Raw genomic sequence first — 17343 nt, 5'->3', positions numbered from 1 at the left:
GCCTGTCCATTGATCCCGACCGGGAGATAGCACCAAGCGCCCGCCATTGCGAGCCGGGTTACGGTCGGAAAAGATTGTAAAGTCAGCCGCGGTCCTTGCGCAGCTTCGCCCAATATTCAAGACGCTTTCGGATTTCGCGCTCGAAACCACGTTCTGGCGGATCATAGAACGTGCGCCGCCCCATCTTCTCCGGGAAATAATCCTGTCCGGAAAAAGCGTCCGGCTCGTCGTGATCGTAGCGATAACCAGCGCCGTAGCTTTCCTCTTTCATCAGCTTCGTTGGCGCATTGAGGATGTGCTTGGGGGGCAGCAGCGAGCCGTGTTCCTTCGCCGCGCGCATGGAAGCCTTGAAAGCGGTGTAGACCGCATTCGATTTCGGCGCTGTCGCGAGATAGACGCAGGCCTGCGCGAACGCCAGTTCGCCTTCCGGCGAACCGAGATAGTCGTAGGCGTCCTTGGCCGCGTTGGTGATGACGAGCGCCTGCGGATCGGCAAGACCTATGTCTTCCACGGCCATGCGCACCAGCCGTCGCCCGATATAAAGGGGGTCCTCGCCCGCATCGAACATGCGCGAAAGATAATAGAGCGCGGCATCGGGGTCGGAACCGCGCACCGACTTGTGCAGAGCCGAAATCAGATTGTAATGGCCGTCCTGACCCTTGTCATAGATCGGCGCACGCCGCTGCACTACGGCGAGCAGACCCTCGGCGTCGAACACCTCTCCCGGCCCGGCCGCGCGCCATATCTCTTCGGAAAGAGTGAGAGATGCACGACCGTCACCATCGGCCATGTGAACCAGCGCATCGCGGGCGCCATCGTCAAGCGGCAGAGGCTTGCCTTCGGCCTGTTCGGCGCGGGCCAGAAGCTTGGCGATGCTGTCTTCATCGAGCGAATGAAAGGTGAGCACGCGCGCGCGGGAAAGCAGCGCCGCATTCAGTTCGAAAGACGGATTTTCGGTCGTGGCGCCGACGAGAATGACCGTGCCATCCTCCATCACCGGCAGGAAACTGTCCTGCTGGGCGCGATTGAAACGATGGATCTCATCCACGAACAGCAAGGTCTGGCGGCCATTGGCGCGGCGCAGGCGGGCGGTCTCGAACACTTTCTTGAGATCCGCGACGCCGGTGAAAATGGCCGAGATCTGCTCGAAGGCGAGGCTCGTTTCGCCCGCGAGCAAACGGGCGACGGTGGTCTTGCCGGTTCCTGGCGGCCCCCAGAAGATCATCGAGCCCAGCGAACCGGAGCGGATCATGCGCGTCAACGCCCCGTCAGGTCCGGTCAGATGCTCCTGTCCGACAACCTCGGAAAGGCTTTTCGGCCGAAGCCGGTCGGCCAGGGGTTGCCCCACTGGCGCTGCTTCCTGCTTGCCCGAACTGAAAAGGTCCGCCATGTCCGCGATCTCAGTAGCGCAGCACCTGACGCATCAGCTGGCCATCGCGCTCTATGGTGAAACGCCACCAGCGCGCGTTCTGCTGCGACGCGTCAGACAGTTTGCGGGCGCTGTCGATGGTCTGGCCATTCACCTCGCGCACGATGTCGCCCGGACGCAAACCGAAGCCGCCGGCAGGCGAATTGCGGTCCACCTCCACCACAGCGACACCCTTGGTGTCGGCGCTCATGCCAAGGCGCTGGGCCAGACGCGGTGACAGATCGGCCACTTTCGCACCGGCGAAGGGGCTGCGTCCGCGCAGTTGCATCTGCGTGACGGAAGCGCCTTCCGGCGCGCGCGTGAGGGCGATGTCGACCTTCTTTTCCTCGCCCTTGCTGAGTACGCCAAGCTCGGCCTGCGTGCCGATCGGCTGCGTCGCCAGGCGGTATCCGAGAGCGTCCACCCCCTCGATACGTGCGCCATTGAAGGTCAGCACCACATCACCCGGTTTCAATCCGGCCTGTTCGGACGGACCGTCCGTCTCGACCGCCGAAACCAGCGCGCCATATGGCGTTTCCATGCCGAGCGACTCTGCAATCTGCGGCGTGATCACATCGAAGGTCGCGCCGATATAGGGCCGTTCGAAGAAATCGCGCCCGGCCTTCGCGGCCTCCACGAAAGCGCGCACCATATTGGAGGGGATGGCGAAGCCGATACCGATCGAGCCGCCGCTGCGGCTGTAGATCGCCGTGTTGATGCCTACAAGCTGGCCACCCATGTTGATCAGCCCGCCGCCGGAATTGCCGGGATTGATGGCGGCATCCGTCTGGATGAAGAAGCCGGAGTCGGAAATGCCGATATGGCTGCGCGCCAGCGCCGAGACGATGCCGGACGTGGTCGTCTGGCCGACGCCGAATGGATTGCCGATGGCTAGAACCAGATCGCCTACCTGCAATGCATCGGAATCACCGATGCCGATTGTCGGGAACGGTTTGTCGGATTCGATCCTGAGCACCGCAAGGTCGAGCGACTCGTCCTTGAGCAGGACCTTGCTGGCGAATTCACGACCGTCGGACATGGCCACCTTGACCTCATCCGCATCCTTGATGACGTGGAAATTCGTGACGATGAACCCGGCTTCATCGACCAGAACGCCGGACCCGAGGGAAGACTGCGAGCGCGGCATCGAGCGACCGAAGAACTGCTCGAAGAACGGATCGCCATCGAAAGGCGAGCGCACGCGCGCAGTTTGCGACGCATAGACATTGACCACGGCAGGAGCAGTCTGTTTGACCAGAGGCGCATAGGAAAGCTGCATTTCGTCGCGGCCGAAGGGCACCCGCCGATCAGGGCCGGCAGTCGTATCCTCGCCCCCTGCCCCCTGGAGCAGATCGGTCAACACCTCGGACAAGCCGGGCGACTCCTTCTTCTCCTGGGAAATCGCCAGCGACGCAAAGGGCGTGGCGAGAAGCAGCGACAGGGCGCCAACAATGGCGATGGTGAAGCGCTTGGCAGCCATGAACGAATCCTCCGGGCATAGTCGCCGCGTATTGTCGTGACGATTGTGCAAAATGAAAGGCTTGCTAAGCCTGATTTTTCGGCCGCTTCAAGGCGCTGAAACAGATTTCATGAATGCCAGCATCGCTCGACCGTCTTTCGGCTGGTCCTTTGCGCCGGCCAGGCGGCAGCACACGAAAATGTGGTCAACCCTGTTCCTCATGGCGGTCGAAACCATGCCGCTTGAACGTTATATAGTCGGGGTTGCAACAACGACAACGCCAACAAGGCGACCGCCATGTCTACCTACCGCCCTCCTTCGATTCCGACAGCAGAAATTACGCCTGAATCCGTCTTTCTCAACCGGCGGCATTTTCTTGCCGCCGCCGCCGGGTTGCTTGCTTTCAGTGCATCTTCACAGTCCAGTGCGCGACAGCTCGAAGCCACGGCCAGCCCGTTTTCCACCGATGAGAAGCTGACGCCCGAAGGCGATGTGACCGCCTATAACAATTTCTACGAATTCGGCCTCGGCAAGGGCGATCCAAAGGCCAAATCGGGCAATTTCCGGCCTACGCCCTGGACCGTCAGGGTCGATGGGCTGGTTTCAAAGCCACGCGAATTCGGGCTGGAAGAGCTTCTCGCATTTGAGATGGAGGAACGAATCTACCGGATGCGCTGCGTCGAGGCGTGGTCGATGGTGATCCCCTGGGCGGGTTTCCCGCTGGCTGCCCTGCTCGACAAGGTCGAACCGCTTGGCTCTGCGAAATATGTGGCGTTCGAAACGGTCGTGCGACCGGACGAGATGCCGGGCCAGAGCGGCTTCTTCCAATCGCTTGACTGGCCCTATGTCGAAGGCCTGCGACTGGACGAGGCGCGCCATCCGCTTACAATTCTGGCGCTCGGCCTCTACGGCAAGACACTACCCAACCAGAACGGCGCACCGGTACGGCTCGTTGTGCCATGGAAATATGGCTTCAAGGGCGTCAAGTCGATCGTACGCATCACACTCGTCGAAAAGCAGCCGCCGGCCACCTGGAACCTGACGGCCCCCAACGAATATGGCTTCTACGCCAACGTCAACCCGAAGGTCGACCATCCACGCTGGAGCCAGGCCAGCGAAACACGGATCGGCGAAGGTGGGTTCTTCGGCGCGAACCGGCGGCCGACCCTGCCTTTCAACGGCTATGAGGAGGAAGTTTCCGGCCTCTATGCCGGCATGGACCTGAAGGCCAACTTCTGATGGCCCAACTTCCGGCGTTGTCGCCGCGCTTGCGCAAAGCCTCGATCTGGATGCTCTATCTCGCCGGCCTCATACCCGCTGCATGGGGTTTCTGGCTTGGAGCCACCGGGCGGTTGCCCGGCAACCCGGTCAAGGAGTTCGAGCATCTTCTCGGCCTGTGGGCGCTGCGCTTCCTGATCGCGACGCTCGCTGTCACTCCGCTGCGCGACCTCTTCGGCGTCAATGCCCTTCGGTATCGGCGCGCATTGGGGCTGCTCGCCTTCTGGTATGTGCTGATGCACTTCACAGCCTATATGGTGCTCGACCAGTATCTGAATTTCGCAGCCATCGTCGAAGACATCGCCCGCCGTCCCTTCATCACTATCGGAATGGCCGGATTCGCCATGCTCATTCCGCTGGCGCTGACGTCGAATAACTGGTCGATCCGCAAGCTGGGCGGACGCTGGGCGAAGCTGCACCGGCTCGTCTACATAATAGCCGCAGCCGGTGTGCTGCATTACGCCATGTCGGTGAAAGTGGTCGGACCGCAACAATGGACATACATCGCAGCAATTGCCCTGCTTCTCCTTTGGCGACCGCTGCGGCCCTACTTCAACCGCCGCAAACGGACAGCCCGCGCAAGACAGCGCGTCACCATCGAACGGATTTGAAAAAGCGAAAGGCCGGAAGATTGCTCTCCCGGCCTTTCCGATGAAACTGAACGTTTCAGCCTGCCCGCAGGATCAGGCGGCTTCGGACTCTTCCACGCCCTCGGCTTCCAGACGGGCACGGTCGGCGGCGCCCTTTGCCGAAGTATCGCGGTCCACGAACTCGATGACAGCCAGCGGCGCGTTGTCGCCACGGCGGAAACCAGCCTTCATGATGCGAAGATAGCCGCCGTTGCGGGTGGCGTAGCGCGGAGCGATGGTGTCGAACAGACGCTTGACGACGTCCTCATTGCCGATCTGCGCGATCACCTGACGGCGGGCATGCAGATCGCCGCGCTTGCCGAGGGTGACGAGCTTCTCGACGATCGGACGCAGGTCCTTCGCCTTCGGCAGGGTGGTGACGATCTGCTCATGCTCGATGAGCGAAACCGCGAGGTTGGCGAACATCGCCTTGCGGTGGCTTGCACTGCGGGAGAAACGGCGGCCTTTGAAACCGTGGCGCATGGCTCTTTTCCTTCTTTAGCTATTCAGGAGGCCACGGCCTCCGATGATTTTCCGCATGGCCGTCGGACCGAACGGGCCGGTCCTTGGCACCATGCTCTATTCACGTTCAGTATTGGTCTTCGTAACGCTTGGCGAGATCTTCGATGTTTTCCGGCGGCCAGTCCTGAACCTCCATACCGAGGTGCAGACCCATGGAAGCCAGAACTTCCTTGATCTCGTTCAGCGACTTGCGGCCAAAATTCGGAGTACGGAGCATTTCCGCCTCGGTCTTCTGGATGAGGTCGCCGATATAAACGATGTTGTCGTTCTTCAGGCAGTTGGCCGAACGGACCGACAGCTCCAGCTCGTCCACCTTCTTCAAGAGCGCCGGATTGAAGGCGAGTTCCGTCACCTGTTCGGCGGCGGCTTCCTTCTGCGGCTCCTCGAAGTTGACGAACAGCGCAAGCTGGTCCTGCAGGATACGGGCGGCGAAAGCCACCGCGTCCTCGCCCGTGACCGAACCGTCGGTCTCGATGGTCATCGTGAGCTTGTCCTTGTCGAGCTCCTCGCCGTGGCGGGTGTTCTCGACCTTGTACGAGACCTTCTTGACCGGCGAATAAAGGCTGTCGACCGGAATGAGACCGATCGGCGCGTCTTCGGCGCGGTTGCGCTCGGCAGGCACGTAGCCCTTGCCGGTGTCGACCGTGAACTCCATGCGGATCTCCGCGCCCTCGTCGAGGGTGCAGATCACGTGGTCGGGGTTCAGGATCTCGACGTCGCCCACGGTCTGGATGTCGCCGGCAAGCACCGCACCCGGCCCCTGCTTGCGAACGACCATGCGCTTGGGACCATCGCCTTCCATCTTGATGGCGATTTCCTTGATGTTGAGGACGATGTCGGTAACGTCCTCGCGAACGCCGGCGATCGACGAGAACTCGTGCAGAACGCCATCGATCTGCACAGCCGTAACAGCTGCGCCGCGAAGCGACGACAGCAGAACACGACGCAGGGCGTTGCCAAGCGTAAGGCCGAAACCGCGCTCCAGAGGCTCGGCGACGAGCGTGGTCACCGTCTTGTTCTTTGACGAGAACTCGACCTTGTTCGGCTTGATCAGTTCCTGCCAGTTTTTCTGGATCATATTGCTTTCCTTCCGTTTCCCCACCACCATCCAATCGTGGCGGGCGACCTGGAAAACCGCGAAAGCGCCCGTGGGCGCTCAAGCGGCGAGAAATGAAATGTCAGACGCGACGCTTCTTGCGCGGGCGGCAGCCATTGTGCGGGATCGGCGTAACATCACGAATCGAGGTGATGGTGAAGCCGGCGGCCTGCAGAGCGCGCAGCGCCGATTCACGACCGGAACCTGGACCGCAAACCTCGACCTCGAGGGTGCGCATGCCATGCTCCTGCGCCTTCTTGGCAGCGTCCTCGGCAGCCATCTGGGCGGCGAACGGGGTCGACTTGCGCGACCCCTTGAAACCCTGGGCGCCAGCCGACGACCAGGCAATCGCATTGCCCTGCGCGTCGGAAATGGTGATCATGGTGTTGTTGAAGGTCGAGTTGACGTGGGCGACACCCGACGAAATGTTTTTACGTTCGCGGCGACGAACGCGAGCGGCTTCCTTGGCCATGTTTTTCCTTTCAGTTGATCTCGACACCGCCGTAATGCCAGCGGCTACACCTTGGGAAACGTGCAGTTAAGCTGCAAGGCGACGTAAGAGCTGCGCCGCCCTGCCCTGCAAATTCCCAAAATTACTTCTTCTTGCCGGCGATCGCCTTTGCGGGCCCCTTGCGGGTGCGCGCATTGGTGTGCGTGCGCTGACCGCGAACCGGCAGCGAACGGCGATGGCGCAGGCCGCGATAGCAGCCAAGATCCATCAGGCGCTTGATGTTCATCGAAACTTCGCGACGCAGATCGCCCTCGACCTGATAGTCACGATCGATGGCCTCGCGGATCGCCAGCACTTCGGCGTCGGTGAGTTGGTTGACGCGACGCTCAGCCGGAATACCGACCTTGTCGACGATTTCCTGGGCAAACTTCTTGCCGATGCCGTGAATGTACTGCAGCGCGATGACCACGCGCTTGTTGGTCGGAATATTAACGCCGGCTATACGAGCCATCTTCGTTCTCCATGTGGGCCGGCCATGCCGGCGCTGTTGCATTTACCCGCGTCCGGTGGAGGCCGGCCCCTGCGGGTGTTTCTTCAAAATCCAGCAAGCACGCCAAATCGGCACGCCCACCTCACGCCTTGTGGGAATGAGGGGTCGCCATACTCCACATGACCGCCGCCGTCAAGTGAAGGTGAAAGGTTTCAGCCAACCGTCTCCGGGAGCAAGGCTTCAATCTGCGCGGTGACTTCCTCCATGGAAGCCATACCATCAACACCCTTGAGCATGCCCTTGGCATGGTAGTAGCCGATCAGCGGAGCTGTCTTCTTGTAGTATTCGCGCAGACGCTCCTCGAACACTTCCGGATTGTCGTCCTTGCGCACCGGCTGTCCAGCCGCCTTCGCTTCTTCGGCGCGCCTGACGATGCGGCCGACAAGCGCACGGTCATCGACAACCAGCTCGATCACGGCGTCCAGCCGGAGTCCGCGTTTCTTTAGCATCGCCTCAACCGAATCAGCCTGCGCCAGCGTGCGCGGATAACCATCGAGGATAAACCCCCTGGCGCAATCCGGCTGATCGATACGCTCCGCGACGATCGCATTGACGATCGCGTCGGAAACGAGTTCGCCCGCATCCATGATTGCCTTGGCCTGCTGGCCGACCGGCGTCTGCGCGGCCACGGCGGCACGCAGCATATCCCCGGTGGAAAGCTGCGGAATGCCGTATTTGCTTACAAGCTTCTGAGCCTGGGTCCCCTTGCCCGCACCCGGCGGGCCCAGCAGTATAAGCCTCATCGTCCCCTCTTTCCTCCACGCAGCTTCGACTTCTTGATCAATCCCTCGTACTGGTGCGCGATCAGATGACCCTGAATTTGCGCGACCGTATCAAGCGTCACACTGACAACGATCAGCAGCGAGGTGCCGCCGAGGTAGAATGGAACGCCCGTCGCCGCAATCAGATATTCCGGCAGAAGACAGACGGCGACCAGATAGACGGCGCCGACCACGGTGATACGGGTGAGCACGTAGTCGATATATTCCGCGGTGCGCTCGCCGGGGCGATAGCCAGGGATGAAGCCGGAATGCTTCTTGAGCTGGTCTGCGGTATCCTTGGGATTGAACACGATAGCCGTGTAGAAGAAGGCGAAGAACACGATCATCGCGCCGTACAGGAACATGTAGATCGGCTGACCGTGCCCCAGCGCCGTCAAGATGCTTGACGCCCAGGACGGCAGGTTCTGCGTGTTCGAAAAGCCTGCGAGCGTAGCCGGCAGCAACAGCAGCGACGACGCGAAGATTGGCGGAATGACGCCGGCCGTGTTGAGTTTCAGCGGCAGGTGCGAGGTGTCGCCCTGGAACATCCGGTTGCCGACCTGACGCTTCGGGTACTGGATCAGCAGCCGGCGCTGCGCGCGCTCGACGAAAACGATGATCGCAATAACCACGACGGCCAGCACCATGATGGCGAGCACGAGGCCCGTAGACAGCGCCCCCGTACGGCTCAGTTCCAGCGTCCCGCTGATGGCGGCAGGCATGCCGGCGACAATACCGGCGAAGATGATCAGAGAGATACCGTTGCCGATGCCGCGCGCGGTGATCTGCTCACCCAGCCACATCAGGAACATGGTGCCGCCAGTCAGCGTGATGACCGTGGAAATCTGGAAGAACAAGCCCGGATTCGTCACGATGTTGTTGCCGCCCTGCAAGCCCACGGCGATGCCGTATGACTGGACCAGAGCAAGCAGCACCGTGCCGTAGCGGGTGTACTGGTTGATGATCTTGCGCCCCTGCTCGCCTTCCTTCTTCAGGGCTTCGAGCGTGGGGATGACCGACGTCATCAACTGCATGATGATCGAGGCGGAAATGTAAGGCATGATGCCCAGCGCAAAGATCGCCATGCGCTCGACCGCACCGCCGGCGAACATGTTGAACATGCCCAGAACGCCGCCGCTCTGCTGCTGGAAAGCCTGCGCAAAAGCGTCGGGATTGATTCCCGGCAGGGGAATATAGGTGCCAAGTCGATACACAAAGAGCGCACCGAGCGTGAACCAGATGCGCTTCTTGAGATCCTCGGCCTTGGCAAAGGCCGCAAAATTGAGATTGGACGCCAGTTGTTCAGCAGCCGAAGCCATGCAAATTTCTCCGCTGGACGACGCGGGGGCCCGCTTCGGGCGGCGCGTATCACCGAAGACCCGAGATAGGCCCGGCGCGGCCAAGATGCAAGCGGCCGCATTGACGCGGCCGCTCCATAAATCCGGTATTATTCCGCCGAAGCGACTTCCGGCAGCTTGATCGAGCCGCCAGCCTTTTCAATCTTCTCGATCGCGGCCTTGGAAGCGCCGGCAACGTCGAAGGAAACCTTCGCCTTCAGTTCGCCGTCGGACAGGATGCGCACGCCGTCCTTGACGCGACGCACCACGCCGGCCTTGACCAGAGCCTCAGCAGTCACGGCCTCCTTGGCGTCGAGCTTGCCGGCGTCGATAGCGGTCTGGATGCGGGCCAGCGACACGGCGTTGTAGCTCTTGGCGAAGATGTTCTTGAAGCCGCGCTTGGGCAGACGCCGATAAATCGGCATCTGGCCGCCTTCGAAGCCATTGAGGGCGACGCCGGAACGCGAGGTCTGACCCTTCACGCCGCGGCCACCGGTCTTGCCCAGACCCGAGCCGATACCACGGCCCACGCGCTTCTTCGAGGGCGTTGCGCCTTCGTTATCACGCAGTTCGTTGAGTTTCATGTCCAGTCTCCTGCGCTGTCGCTCAGCCCTCGTCCACAATGCGGACGAGATGCGAGACGGAAGCGATCATGCCGCGCACGGAAGGCGTGTCTTCCAGAGTACGCTGCTTGTGCATCTTGTTGAGGCCGAGGCCGACCAGCGTTGCGCGCTGTTCCTTCGGGCGGCGGATCGGCGAGCCGATCTGCTCAACAGTGACGGTCTTGGTAGCTTTCTTTGCCATGATCATGGTCCCTCGTCAGCGCCGACTATTCCTCGGCGGCCACGGCGGTGCCGCGACGAGCCTGGAGGGTCGAATACTTGATGCCACGAGCGGCGGCTACGTCCTTCGGATGCATCTGCCTCTTGAGCGCATCGAAGGTGGCGCGAATCATGTTGTAGGGGTTCGACGAGCCCATCGACTTGGCGACGACGTCGTGCATGCCGAGCGTTTCGAACACGGCGCGCATCGGACCGCCGGCGATGATACCGGTACCCTGCTTGGCGGTGCGCAGCAGAACGCGACCAGCTCCGTGACGGCCTTCCACGTCGTGATGCAGCGTGCGGCCCGAACGCAACGGCACGAAGATCATGTCGCGCTTGGCGGACTCGGTGGCCTTGCGGATCGCTTCCGGCACTTCGCGCGCCTTGCCATGACCGAAGCCGACGCGGCCCTTCTGATCGCCGACGACGACGAGAGCAGCGAAGCCGAAGCGACGGCCGCCCTTCACCACCTTGGCGACGCGATTGATATGAACGAGCTTGTCGACAATGCCGTCGTCGCGCTCTTCGCGGTCACGATTGCGATCGCGGCCGCCTTCCCTACGTTCCTGTGCCATATCCTGATCCTTATTCTTTTCCGGAAGCACGGATTGATGAATGCCGGCAGCCCGCTTTGGGGATGCCGGCGGCGAAAATCACGTCTCCTGTGAACGATCCGAACGAAAAAGTCAGCAACTTTTTGTCGCCGACTTTCCGAAACCGTTCCTAGAAGCTCAGACCACCTTCACGGGCGGCTTCGGCCAGCGCCTTGATCCGGCCGTGATAGATATAGGCGCCGCGGTCGAACACCACTTCCTTTACGCCGGCCTTGACAGCGCGTTCGGCGATCAGCTTGCCGACTTCAGCTGCGGCGGCCGCGTCGGCTCCGGTCTTCTTCGAAGCCTTGAACTCCTTTTCAAGAGTCGACGCGGCGGCCAGCGTGCGGCCCTGCGCGTCATCGATCACCTGAACATAAATGTTCTTGGAGGTGCGGTGAACCGAAAGGCGCGGACGACCGTTGGCGACAGCCTTGAGCTGACGACGGACGCGCGCGGCGCGGCGCTGGGTGGTTTCCTTATTGGCCATATGCAGTTCCTGCCTTGAAAAACGGGAGTCGCCATATGCGGTAGACCGGAATGTCTCCCGCGGCTTCTTCCCGTGGCGTTGACGTTCTTACTTCTTCTTGCCTTCCTTGCGGAAGACCTTTTCGCCCGCATAACGCACGCCCTTGCCCTTATAGGGCTCCGGCTGGCGGTATTCGCGGATTTCGGCGGCCACCTGGCCGACCTTCTGCTTGTCGATGCCCGTCACACTGATCTCGGTGGGCTTCGGGCAGGCAAGGGTGATGCCTTCCGGAGCCTCATAGACCACCTCGTGGGAGAAACCCAGCGAAAGCTGGATGTTCTTGCCCTGCATCGCGGCGCGGTAACCGACGCCCTGGATTTCCAGCTTGCGTTCGAAACCATCCTTGACGCCGATCAGGATGTTCTCGATCTGCGAGCGGGACATGCCCCACTTCGAGCGTGCATCCTTGGACTCGTCGCGCGGCTCGACGCTGATCTCGCCATTGTCCAGCTTGATCAGAACCTCGTCATTGACGACGAACTTAAGTTCGCCCTTGGGGCCTTTCGCCGTGACGGTCTGGCCGTCTACGGTGGCGGTCACGCCCTGCGGAACGGCCAACGGCCTTTTACCAATACGAGACATGGTGTTGTCCTCGTCACTCTTCTTGTTTCAGGTCCTGCCGGGAGATTGTCGAGAACCTCACCGGCAATTCCTATCAGGAACGGTTACCGGATCAGAAAACCTGGCAGAGAACTTCTCCGCCGACATTCTGCTCACGAGCCTCATGGTCAGCCATAACGCCCTTCGGGGTGGAAAGAATGGCGATGCCGAGACCATTGGCAACCTGCGGGATCGACCTGGCCGAAACATACACGCGGCGGCCGGGCTTCGAAACGCGGGAAATCTCGCGTACCACAGGGGCGCCGTCGAAATATTTCAGCTCGATCTCGATCTCGGACTTGCCGTTATCGAAATCGGTCTGGCTGTAGTCGCGGATGTAACCTTCAGACTTCAGCACGTCGAGGACGCGGGCGCGCAAACGGGAAGCCGGCGTGGAAACGCTGCTCTTCTTGCGGCCGTAGGCGTTGCGAATACGGGTCAGCATATCGCCGAGAGGATCGCTCAGGGACATCTCGTCTACTCCTTACCAGCTCGACTTGACCAGGCCCGGGATCTTGCCCGTGTTACCCAGATCGCGCAGCGCGACACGCGAAAGCTTAAGCTTGCGATAGAAGGCGCGCGGCCTGCCGGTGACTTCGCAGCGGTTGCGGATACGGACCTTCGCCGAATTGCGCGGCAGGGCCGACAGCTTGAGCTGGGCGCGAAAGCGCTCCTCAAGCGGCAGCGACTGATCCATAACGATGTCCTTAAGCGCCTTGCGCTTCGCGGCGTACTGCTGGACAAGCTGGCGGCGCCGGTTATTCTTCTCGACTGAGCTGGTCTTTGCCATTTCAGATTTTCCTTTGCTCGCTGCCGTTACTGGCGGAAGGGGAAGTTGAAAGCCTTGAGCAGCGCCCGGGCTTCGTCGTCCGTCTTCGCAGTCGTACAAACGATGATGTCCATGCCCCACATCTGATCAACCTTGTCGTAATTGATCTCGGGGAACACGATGTGCTCCTTGAGGCCCATGGCGAAGTTGCCACGACCGTCAAAGCTCTTTGCGTTGAGGCCCCGGAAGTCGCGAACGCGCGGCAGCGCGATGTTCACGAGACGGTCCAGGAACTCATACATCTTCTCGTTGCGCAGGGTCACCTTCGCACCGATCGGCATCTGCTCGCGAACCTTGAAGCCGGCGATCGACTTGCGCGCGCGGGTGACGACAGCCTTCTGGCCGGTGATCAGCGCGAGGTCCTCGGCTGCGACGGACGGCTTCTTGGAATCCGCGGTCGCTTCGCCAACACCCATGTTCAACACGATCTTCTCGATACGCGGAACCTGCATTTCGTTGGAGTAGTTGAACTGCTCCAGCAGCGCCTTGCGAATGGTCTCGTTATAGACCTTCTTCAGGCGCGGCGTGTTCTTGGCTTCTGCCTGTGCTGCCTTAGCCATTGATCGTTTCTCCCGAGCGCTTGGCGAAGCGCACTTTCTTGCCGTCCTGCTCGACGCGAATGCCGACACGGGTCGGCTTTCCATCCTTGGGATCGGCCAGCGCGAGATTCGACAGGTGAATCGGCGCTTCCTTGGTGATGATGCCGCCTTCCTGAGACTGGCTCTGCCTCTGGTGACGGCGGATGAGGTTCACGCCACCCACGATGGCGGTGTCTTCCTTCGGCTGCACGGAGAGGACCTCGCCGGAGCGGCCCTTGTCCTTGCCGGCCAGAACGACAACCTTGTCGCCTTTACGGATTTTCTGCATGGTTGCGGCTCCTTACAGCACTTCAGGCGCGAGCGAAATGATCTTCATGTGGTTCTTCGCGCGAAGCTCGCGCGGAACCGGTCCGAAGATACGCGTGCCTACCGGCTCTTTCTTATTGTCGACCAGAACCGCTGCGTTCTTGTCGAACCGAATCACGCTGCCGTCGGGACGGCGGATGTCCTTGGCCGTGCGAACCACGACCGCCTTCATCACATCGCCCTTCTTGACGCGCCCGCGCGGAATGGCTTCCTTGATCGACACCACAATGATGTCGCCAACAGAGGCGTATTTCCGCTTCGAGCCGCCCAGCACCTTGATGCACATGACACGACGGGCGCCGGAATTATCCGCCACGTCGAGGTTTGTTTGCATCTGAATCATGACTGGCCGCCTTTTTCTTCTCTATTGGGAGAGGCCCTGCCCTCCCCGGTCTGTCCAAAAATTCGCTAAACGCCCAATCAAGCCTGGTCCTGGGCCACGACGACCCAGCGCTTGTCTTTCGAGATCGGCGCCGATTCCTGGATCAGGACATTGTCGCCAACCTTGTGGGTGTTGTTCTCATCATGCGCCTTGTACTTCTTCGACATGCGCACGACCTTCTTCATCACCGGATGGGTGAAGCGGCGCTCCACCTTCACGACGACGGTCTTGTCGTTCTTGTCGCTGACGACGACGCCCTGCAGAATACGCTTCGGCATGGTTTTTTTCCTTATGCCTTCTTGGCCGCGGCTTTTTCCGCAGCAATGGTCTTGATGCGCGCGATGTCCTTGCGGACCTGCTTGACGCGGGCGGTCTTCTCAAGCTGGCCGGTGGCCTTCTGGAAGCGCAGGTTGAACTGCTCCTTCTTCAGGGAAACCAGTTCGTCAGAGAGCTGATCCTGCGTCTTCGAGCGGATATCTGAAGCTTTCATCTCTGCTCTTCCTTATTCAGCGATGCGCTGCACGAAGCGCGTGCGCACCGAAAGCTTGGCGGCGCCCAGACGCAGCGCCTCACGCGCGACATCTTCCGGAACGCCGTCGATCTCGAACATGACGCGACCCGGCTTGACCCTGCAGGCCCAGTAGTCGACCGAGCCCTTGCCCTTGCCCATACGGACTTCGGTAGGCTTGCTCGTCACGGGCAGATCCGGGAAAATACGGATCCACACGCGGCCGGCGCGCTTCATTTCACGAGTGATCGCACGGCGGGCCGCCTCGATCTCACGCGCGGTGACGCGGTTTGGCTCCAGCGCCTTCAGTCCGAAACCACCGAAATTCAGATCGGTGCCGCCCTTGGCGGTGCCGTGGATACGGCCCTTGAACTGCTTGCGGAACTTTGTGCGCTTTGGCTGCAGCATCTTACTTGCTCCAAATTCTCAATTATCAGGCGTTTTCGCGACGACGGTGGCCGCCACGATCGCCGGTATTGGCCTCGCCTTCGGTCGCACGACGCTCGGACGCCATCGGGTCATGCTCAAGGATTTCGCCCTTGAACACCCAAACCTTGACGCCACAGATGCCGTAGGCGGTCTGGGCTTCGGCGGTGCCGTAGTCCACGTCGGCGCGCAGCGTATGCAGCGGAACGCGACCTTCGCGATACCACTCCATGCGCGCGATTTCAGCGCCGCCAAGACGACCGGAGCAGTTGATGCGAATGCCTTCAGCGCCAAGACGCATGGCCGACTGGACGGCGCGCTTCATGGCGCGACGGAAGGCGATGCGGCGCTCGAGCTGCTGCGCGATGGACTGCGCAACAAGCGTCGCGTCGGTTTCGGGCTTGCGCACCTCGACGATGTTGAGGTGAGTTTCCGACTGGGTCATCTCGGTCAGCTTCTTACGAAGCTTTTCGATGTCGGCGCCCTTCTTGCCGATGATCAGTCCCGGACGAGCGGCGTGAATGGTCACGCGGCACTTCTTGTGCGGGCGCTCGATCACCACCTTGGAGATGGCGGCCTGCTTGAGCTCCTTCTCCAGGTATTCACGGATCTTCAGATCTTCGTGCAGCAGCTTGCCGTACTCTCCGGTGTTCGCGTACCAGCGCGAATCCCAGGTGCGGTTGATGCCGAGGCGGAGACCGATGGGATTGATTTTCTGGCCCATTATGCGGCCTCCCCTTTCTCTTCCACTTCACGAACGACGATCGTGAGGTGCGAAAACGGCTTTTCGATGCGGCTGGCGCGACCACGGCCACGGGCGTGAAAACGCTTCATGACGATCGACTTGCCGACATAGGCTTCCGCGACAACCAGCGAATCAACGTCGAGATCGTGGTTGTTCTCTGCGTTTGCGATCGCCGATTCCAGTGTTTTCTTCACGGTTTCGGAAATACGCTTGCGCGAGAATTCCAGATCGTTGAGCGCACTCTGAACTTTCTTGCCACGGATGAGCGCGGCAACCAGATTGAGCTTCTGCGGGCTGACGCGGATCGTGCGCAGAACGGCACGCGCCTCGTTGTCAGCAAGCCTGCGCGGAGCTTTGGCCTTGCCCATCGTTACTTCCTCTTCGCCTTCTTGTCCGCTCCGTGACCGTAGTAGGTACGGGTCGGGGCAAATTCACCGAACTTATGGCCGACCATGTCTTCGTTTATCGAAACGGGAACATGCTTCTGGCCATTGTAAACACCGAAGGTGAGGCCGACGAACTGCGGCAGGATGGTGGAGCGACGGCTCCACATCTTGATCACCTCATTGCGACCGCCTTCACGAACCTTGTCTGCCTTCTTCAGAAGGTAGCCGTCGATGAAGGGGCCTTTCCAAACAGAACGAGTCACAGGGCTTACCTCTTATTAGCTCTTGCGCTGATGACGCGAGCGCACGATGAACTTATCGGTCGCCTTGTTGGACCGCGTCTTCTTGCCCTTCGTGGGCTTGCCCCACGGGGTCACCGGATGGCGACCGCCGGAAGTGCGGCCCTCACCACCGCCGTGCGGATGGTCGACAGGGTTCATCGTAACACCGCGGTTGTGAGGGCGCTTGCCTCTCCAGCGCGTGCGGCCGGCCTTGCCGTCCTTGATATTGGCGTGTTCCGGGTTGGAAACGGCGCCAACGGTTGCGAAGCACGAGCCATGCACGATGCGCTGCTCGCCAGAGTTCAGACGCAGGATCGCCATGCCCTGGTCGCGGCCCACGAGTTGGCCATAGGCGCCGGCCGAACGGGCGATCTGACCGCCCTTGCCCGGCTTCAGCTCAATGTTGTGCACGATGGTGCCAACCGGCATGGCCGACAGCGGCATAGCATTGCCCGGCTTCACGTCGACGGACTCGCCGGCCACAACCTTGTCGCCGGCAGCAAGACGCTGCGGAGCCAGAATGTAGTTCAGCTCGCCGTCCTCGTACTTCACCAGAGCGATGAAGGCGGTACGGTTCGGGTCGTACTCCAGCCGCTCGACCGTGCCCACGACGTCGAGCTTGCGACGCTTGAAGTCGATGAGGCGATAGGTGCGCTTGTGTCCGCCGCCGATGAAACGGGCGGTGATGCGACCGGCGTTGTTGCGGCCGCCGGACTTGCTGAGACCTTCGGTCAACCCCTTGACAGGCTTGCCCTTGTGCAGGCCCGAGCGGTCCACGATGACCAGCTGGCGCGTGCCCGGCGTGATCGGATTATAATGCTTCAATGCCATTTTCTTATCCTCG

Annotated in this window: 27 protein-coding genes; 2 read left to right on the top strand and 25 right to left on the bottom strand. The window is 61.0% G+C overall.

The genetic code is table 11. From position 1 onward, the window contains the following. Positions 1–82: 82 nt before the first annotated feature. Both ABID44_RS00560 and ABID44_RS00555 read right to left on the bottom strand, forming a co-directional pair. Positions 83–1390, bottom strand: a complete 1308-nt coding sequence (locus tag ABID44_RS00560) for a replication-associated recombination protein A (RefSeq protein ID WP_354149739.1) — start codon at positions 1388–1390, stop codon at positions 83–85. A 10-nt stretch (positions 1391–1400) separates the two neighbouring features. Further along, positions 1401–2888, bottom strand: a complete 1488-nt coding sequence (locus ABID44_RS00555; RefSeq protein WP_354149738.1) for a DegQ family serine endoprotease — start codon at positions 2886–2888, stop codon at positions 1401–1403. 276 nt (positions 2889–3164) lie between these two features. On the opposite strand from ABID44_RS00555, the gene msrP reads away from it, so the two are divergent. Together msrP and msrQ are read left to right on the top strand one after the other, a co-directional pair. Continuing rightward, positions 3165–4106 carry a protein-methionine-sulfoxide reductase catalytic subunit MsrP gene (gene msrP / locus ABID44_RS00550; RefSeq protein ID WP_354149737.1) on the top strand — a complete coding sequence of 314 codons (942 nt, stop codon included), beginning with the start codon at positions 3165–3167 and terminating at the stop codon, positions 4104–4106. Then, positions 4106–4756: a protein-methionine-sulfoxide reductase heme-binding subunit MsrQ gene (gene msrQ / locus ABID44_RS00545; protein WP_354149736.1), complete on the top strand. Its 651-nt coding sequence runs from the start codon at positions 4106–4108 to the stop codon at positions 4754–4756. Before msrP ends, msrQ begins: the two co-directional genes overlap by 1 nt. Before the next feature lie 72 nt (positions 4757–4828). Here the strand turns inward: msrQ and rplQ are convergent, their stop codons facing one another. From rplQ to rplB, 23 genes are all read right to left on the bottom strand, one after another. Next, complete coding sequence (gene rplQ / locus ABID44_RS00540) at positions 4829–5257, bottom strand: 50S ribosomal protein L17 (protein WP_354149735.1); 429 nt, start codon at positions 5255–5257, stop codon at positions 4829–4831. A 106-nt stretch (positions 5258–5363) separates the two neighbouring features. Further along, on the bottom strand, positions 5364–6374 hold the full coding sequence (locus ABID44_RS00535) for a DNA-directed RNA polymerase subunit alpha (RefSeq protein WP_354149734.1): 1011 nt from the start codon (positions 6372–6374) through the stop codon (positions 5364–5366). Between the two features lie 100 nt (positions 6375–6474). Further along, complete coding sequence (rpsK, locus tag ABID44_RS00530) at positions 6475–6864, bottom strand: 30S ribosomal protein S11 (protein ID WP_018427863.1); 390 nt, start codon at positions 6862–6864, stop codon at positions 6475–6477. 121 nt (positions 6865–6985) lie between these two features. Next, positions 6986–7354: a 30S ribosomal protein S13 gene (rpsM, locus tag ABID44_RS00525; protein ID WP_315919990.1), complete on the bottom strand. Its 369-nt coding sequence runs from the start codon at positions 7352–7354 to the stop codon at positions 6986–6988. Between the two features lie 191 nt (positions 7355–7545). Further along, positions 7546–8136, bottom strand: coding sequence for an adenylate kinase (locus ABID44_RS00520; protein WP_354149733.1), 591 nt, complete (start codon positions 8134–8136; stop codon positions 7546–7548). After that, positions 8133–9473, bottom strand: coding sequence for a preprotein translocase subunit SecY (secY, locus tag ABID44_RS00515; protein WP_354149732.1), 1341 nt, complete (start codon positions 9471–9473; stop codon positions 8133–8135). The genes ABID44_RS00520 and secY overlap by 4 nt, the downstream gene beginning before the upstream one ends. 128 nt (positions 9474–9601) lie before the next feature. Beyond that, positions 9602–10075: a 50S ribosomal protein L15 gene (gene rplO / locus ABID44_RS00510; protein WP_354149731.1), complete on the bottom strand. Its 474-nt coding sequence runs from the start codon at positions 10073–10075 to the stop codon at positions 9602–9604. Positions 10076–10097: 22 nt separating this feature from the next. Continuing rightward, positions 10098–10295, bottom strand: a complete 198-nt coding sequence (gene rpmD, locus ABID44_RS00505) for a 50S ribosomal protein L30 (RefSeq protein WP_354149730.1) — start codon at positions 10293–10295, stop codon at positions 10098–10100. A 25-nt stretch (positions 10296–10320) separates the two neighbouring features. Continuing rightward, positions 10321–10890, bottom strand: coding sequence for a 30S ribosomal protein S5 (gene rpsE / locus ABID44_RS00500; RefSeq protein WP_354149729.1), 570 nt, complete (start codon positions 10888–10890; stop codon positions 10321–10323). Positions 10891–11038: 148 nt separating this feature from the next. Beyond that, positions 11039–11398 carry a 50S ribosomal protein L18 gene (rplR, locus tag ABID44_RS00495; protein ID WP_354149728.1) on the bottom strand — a complete coding sequence of 120 codons (360 nt, stop codon included), beginning with the start codon at positions 11396–11398 and terminating at the stop codon, positions 11039–11041. Between the two features lie 87 nt (positions 11399–11485). After that, on the bottom strand, positions 11486–12019 hold the full coding sequence (gene rplF / locus ABID44_RS00490; RefSeq protein ID WP_354149727.1) for a 50S ribosomal protein L6: 534 nt from the start codon (positions 12017–12019) through the stop codon (positions 11486–11488). Positions 12020–12110: 91 nt separating this feature from the next. Next, positions 12111–12509 (bottom strand): 30S ribosomal protein S8, encoded by a 399-nt coding sequence (gene rpsH, locus ABID44_RS00485; protein ID WP_354149726.1) that lies wholly within the window; start codon positions 12507–12509, stop codon positions 12111–12113. A gap of 12 nt (positions 12510–12521) precedes the next feature. After that, a complete protein-coding gene (gene rpsN, locus ABID44_RS00480; protein ID WP_354149725.1) occupies positions 12522–12827 on the bottom strand; it encodes a 30S ribosomal protein S14 in 306 nt (101 codons plus the stop codon). Between the two features lie 26 nt (positions 12828–12853). Continuing rightward, complete coding sequence (gene rplE / locus ABID44_RS00475) at positions 12854–13426, bottom strand: 50S ribosomal protein L5 (protein WP_354149724.1); 573 nt, start codon at positions 13424–13426, stop codon at positions 12854–12856. Further along, positions 13419–13733, bottom strand: a complete 315-nt coding sequence (gene rplX / locus ABID44_RS00470) for a 50S ribosomal protein L24 (RefSeq protein WP_354149723.1) — start codon at positions 13731–13733, stop codon at positions 13419–13421. The genes rplE and rplX overlap by 8 nt, the downstream gene beginning before the upstream one ends. Positions 13734–13745: 12 nt before the next feature. Continuing rightward, positions 13746–14114, bottom strand: a complete 369-nt coding sequence (rplN, locus tag ABID44_RS00465; RefSeq protein ID WP_024924768.1) for a 50S ribosomal protein L14 — start codon at positions 14112–14114, stop codon at positions 13746–13748. Positions 14115–14191: 77 nt separating this feature from the next. Next, on the bottom strand, positions 14192–14431 hold the full coding sequence (rpsQ, locus tag ABID44_RS00460) for a 30S ribosomal protein S17 (protein WP_354149722.1): 240 nt from the start codon (positions 14429–14431) through the stop codon (positions 14192–14194). 11 nt (positions 14432–14442) lie between these two features. Then, positions 14443–14643 (bottom strand): 50S ribosomal protein L29, encoded by a 201-nt coding sequence (rpmC, locus tag ABID44_RS00455; protein ID WP_354149721.1) that lies wholly within the window; start codon positions 14641–14643, stop codon positions 14443–14445. A 12-nt stretch (positions 14644–14655) separates the two neighbouring features. Beyond that, positions 14656–15069, bottom strand: coding sequence for a 50S ribosomal protein L16 (rplP, locus tag ABID44_RS00450; RefSeq protein WP_183829768.1), 414 nt, complete (start codon positions 15067–15069; stop codon positions 14656–14658). Positions 15070–15094: 25 nt separating this feature from the next. After that, a complete protein-coding gene (rpsC, locus tag ABID44_RS00445) occupies positions 15095–15811 on the bottom strand; it encodes a 30S ribosomal protein S3 (protein ID WP_354149720.1) in 717 nt (238 codons plus the stop codon). Beyond that, complete coding sequence (gene rplV / locus ABID44_RS00440; protein WP_354149719.1) at positions 15811–16200, bottom strand: 50S ribosomal protein L22; 390 nt, start codon at positions 16198–16200, stop codon at positions 15811–15813. Before rplV ends, rpsC begins: the two co-directional genes overlap by 1 nt. 2 nt (positions 16201–16202) lie before the next feature. Beyond that, entirely contained in the window at positions 16203–16481 is a 279-nt protein-coding gene (gene rpsS, locus ABID44_RS00435) for a 30S ribosomal protein S19 (RefSeq protein ID WP_354149718.1), read from the bottom strand. 15 nt (positions 16482–16496) lie between these two features. Next, complete coding sequence (gene rplB, locus ABID44_RS00430; protein WP_354149717.1) at positions 16497–17330, bottom strand: 50S ribosomal protein L2; 834 nt, start codon at positions 17328–17330, stop codon at positions 16497–16499. Positions 17331–17343: the final 13 nt, after the last annotated feature.

It is taken from the genome of Aquamicrobium ahrensii (assembly GCF_040545755.1).
Classification (GTDB): domain Bacteria; phylum Pseudomonadota; class Alphaproteobacteria; order Rhizobiales; family Rhizobiaceae; genus Mesorhizobium; species Mesorhizobium ahrensii.
This window is presented reverse-complemented; position numbering and strand designations above follow the sequence as displayed.